The sequence below is a fragment of the Staphylococcus sp. HMSC068G11 genome (assembly GCF_001815825.1).
GTDB classification, from domain to species: domain Bacteria; phylum Bacillota; class Bacilli; order Staphylococcales; family Staphylococcaceae; genus Staphylococcus; species Staphylococcus epidermidis.
The window spans coordinates 1-1,963 of sequence record NZ_KV822076.1; the positions used below are offsets into that span (position 1 = coordinate 1).

1 protein-coding gene is annotated in these 1,963 nt (G+C 34.9%); it reads right to left on the bottom strand.

The window, feature by feature from the left end; all coding sequences use genetic code 11:
* Window positions 1-450 precede the first annotated feature (450 nt).
* Window positions 451-1,659: a MobV family relaxase gene (gene mobV, locus HMPREF3058_RS05995; RefSeq protein ID WP_070731213.1), complete on the bottom strand. Its 1,209-nt coding sequence runs from the start codon at window positions 1,657-1,659 to the stop codon at window positions 451-453.
* Window positions 1,660-1,963: the final 304 nt, after the last annotated feature.

A 1,963-nucleotide genomic window follows, 5' to 3' on the forward strand; every position in this document is an offset into this window, starting at 1 on the left:
AATGACCTTTTTTATGTGGCAAAATGACCTTTTTAAGTTGTGAAATCTACTGTCGCTCTAAGGATTAAAGCACACCTAAAAAGGTTTATAAAAAGATTTATAAAAATATATTAAAAAGGTCGGAGTGAAATACTCCAAATTCATTCAAATATACTTCTAAAGAAACGAACACAAAAATAAACTTTAAAAAATATCTTCATCAATTAATTTAGAAATCATACTCACATCTATCATTTCCAATACAATATCTTTGCTACCTTGGAATTCTTATAATAATATAGAAATGCAAAGGTATTGTTCCTCCTTACAGAACTATTTAATAAACGCTGTAAGTAAGGTAATGATTGTTCTTAATCGGTTGATCATACTTATTAAATTTTTATCTCCTCTTTTCATGAGATAAGCACTCAGGCGAGTATCATACTTGTTTGAGTGCTTATTTTTATTGATTTATTCTAATTCTAAGTCATTCTCTGTCTCTTTTTTAATAGGTGCTGATGCCTTTCTTATATGATGATCTATCCCTGACACATCACCTTGATATGCATGTGTTAAAGCCCCCTGATCCACCGTATCGGGATCAATACCGACTTCTGGCATACGTTGATATTTAATTTCTGCGCTTAATTCAATGTTCATATCTTTCAATGCACATCTAAGTCCCGCAAACAAAATACGTGTATCATTTCTTACCATGTCGTTCATCGCTTGATGACGTGCATTTAACATGTCTAAATGGTGTTCGAGTTGATTATTTTGTGTTGTTAAATGTTGATTGCGCTTGTCCAAATCTCGGTAATTCATTCTAAGGCCACTCAGAGACGCCTCATACGCTTTGATTTCTTTTTGGTACTTTTCCTCATCTTTTCTAAAATCGTCCCTAGAAATCGTTCTCAGTTGCTTGTATAGGTCGATATCTTCTTGAGCCTGTTGAGAATCCTCTTGTAAAAAATGATTTTTCCGTTTTAAGTTTTGAATATCCCGAGTTAAATCTTCTTTTTCATCGTGTAAATCGTTGATATCCCTCAACAATTGTTTTTTCGTTTCAATTTGTTGGTCTAATTCACTTAAAACTTTTGCTTTCTTTTTATATTCATGAATATCTTGAATATACGTTTTATTATCATCGGTACTCCCACGTTCAACATCAAAACCTTGCTGGCACAGACGTGTTGTTAATTCATCATGGATATGATTAATGGCTTGTCGATTCATAGCTGTACGTGCTGATAACCGCCCTTGATGATTAACAGGTATAAAGTGAAGGTGCATATGAGGCGCTGATTCATCCATATGCACCTTCGCTGAAACGACATTGGCTTCACCAAAACGTTCACTGAAGTAATCTTTACATGTTTTAAAGTAGTGTTTTGTACGTGTTTCTCCCATACGGTCGGCCTCTTCTTTCGATAACGTAATGATATTGGAATACATCACCACACTATTTTTCTGTACACGTGATCCCTGTTCTTTATAATAATCGACTCTATCTTTCACACGATGATACAAATGACGTTCATCTTCAACTAAATCAAAGTTTAAGTTTGTCCGTTTCAAATCAATCTCATCGTTTTTGATTCTCCCTTTACGTTCTTGTTCCATCTCTTTGCCTTTAACATCGCTCATTTTATTTTTTTGCGTATTCCAAGCTAATTTCAAATTGAGCGCCCTCCCCGAAGCTTTTTGATTTGTCTGTGGTTCTCTACTTTCGAGAACCTTCGCAAATATCATTTTACAAGCGCTGTGATTGTCTACCTTCGACAATGCTTCGCTTATGTAAAATGATGGATACTCTCACCGCTACGCCTCAAACATGTGAGGCTGATTCCGCAATGAGAGTATAGCTCGATATACTCTTACATTCAAATGTAAGAGTTATCTTCGCTCTGGCGAGGCCATCACTACATTCAAAAATATATTTTTGAATTCCGTTCTATAGCTAACAAATGACATACGCATTATC